Consider the following 1,369-nt stretch of genomic DNA (forward strand, 5'->3'; position numbering starts at 1 on the left):
GGCTCAGGCAAAGCATGGCGGTTGAGCTTACCGTTGACCGTTAACGGCAAAGCCTCAAGAACAACAAAAGCCGCCGGCACCATATAATCAGGCAGCGCCTTACGCAGCTGTTCACGCACCGCCTCGATAAAGGCTGCTTCATCCTTCAGGCTCTCACCTGGGACCAGGTAGGCCACCAAGCGGTTGTCATTATTTCCTGCTTTGCGGGCAAGCACCGCAGCTTCCCTGACTCCTGCATCTCCCACCAGGCACTGTTCTATTTCACCCAGCTCGATACGTAAACCGCGCACCTTCACCTGATGGTCGATACGGCCAATAAATTCCAACTCCCCATCTGCCCGCCAGCGCACTAAGTCGCCACTACGGTATAAACGCCGGCAGCTGTTACTGTCCTTAGCGTCAAAATAAGGGTTGGCCACAAATTTCTCCGCTGTCAGCTCATCTCTGTTCAGGTAGCCGCGGGCAACACCCGCACCCCCGATATAAAGCTCACCCACCACCCCTGTCGGCACCAGCTGCTGGCGACTGTCCATCACATAAAACTGGGTATTGGCCACAGGCTTGCCGATATGAGGCATCACTTCCCCGTCAATTACAGCATAAGAGGCATTAATGGTCGTTTCAGTCGGGCCGTATAGATTCAGCGCTTGGCGGTCATGACGAGCCCCGTAGCCCGCTACCCTGTCCCATAACGCTTTACCTAACGCTTCCCCGCCTATCATCAGGTGCAAATGGCCCCTATCTCCCTGCTCCAAGCAATCCAGCATCACCGGAACCAGTGCCGGGGTCAGATTCAATACTTGAATATCATGTTGCGCCGTCAAGGCTAGCAGCTGCGACGGCTCCAAGGCTTCACGCTCACTTGCAACCACTAGGGTATTGCCTGAGCACAGGGCTAGAATCCCTTTAACCGAGGCATCAAAAGCAAAGCTGCCGTGCCACAACCAGTTGCTCTTTTGCGCATCCAGCTGTTCAAGCTGATGTTCAAAAACCTGGCGGAAGTTCAACAAATTCCTTTGCTCGATAACTACCCCTTTAGGCCGCCCAGTTGAACCTGAGGTATAAATCATATAGACAGCGCTCTTAGGCCCCAAATCACCAATAATCTCTGGATTGTCTTGTGCCTGCTCGGCAAAGATATCCTCTTTATCCAGATAAAGGGTCTCTACAGCCTGCTCCTGAGGCAGTGTCAGCCATGATTGGCTTAGAACCAATTTGACGCCACTATCGCTAAGCATATAGGCCAGTCGTGCCTGCGGATAAGCCGGGTCAAGTGGCACATAGGCTCCACCAGCTTTGAGGATCCCCAGAATGCCTACCACCATATCCACCGAGCGTTCAACACAAAGCCCGACAAGGGTATCTGGCT

1 protein-coding gene is annotated in these 1,369 nt (G+C 53.5%); it reads right to left on the reverse strand.

All coding sequences use genetic code 11. The features are described 5' to 3' along the window. Window positions 1–1,369 (reverse strand): amino acid adenylation domain-containing protein (locus tag A587_RS0123685; protein WP_017219566.1); only part of this gene is annotated, 1,369 nt, incomplete at both ends.

Origin of the sequence: Pseudoalteromonas sp. NJ631, from assembly GCF_000276645.1 — a bacterium.
Taxonomy (GTDB): Bacteria; Pseudomonadota; Gammaproteobacteria; order Enterobacterales; family Alteromonadaceae; genus Pseudoalteromonas; species Pseudoalteromonas piscicida.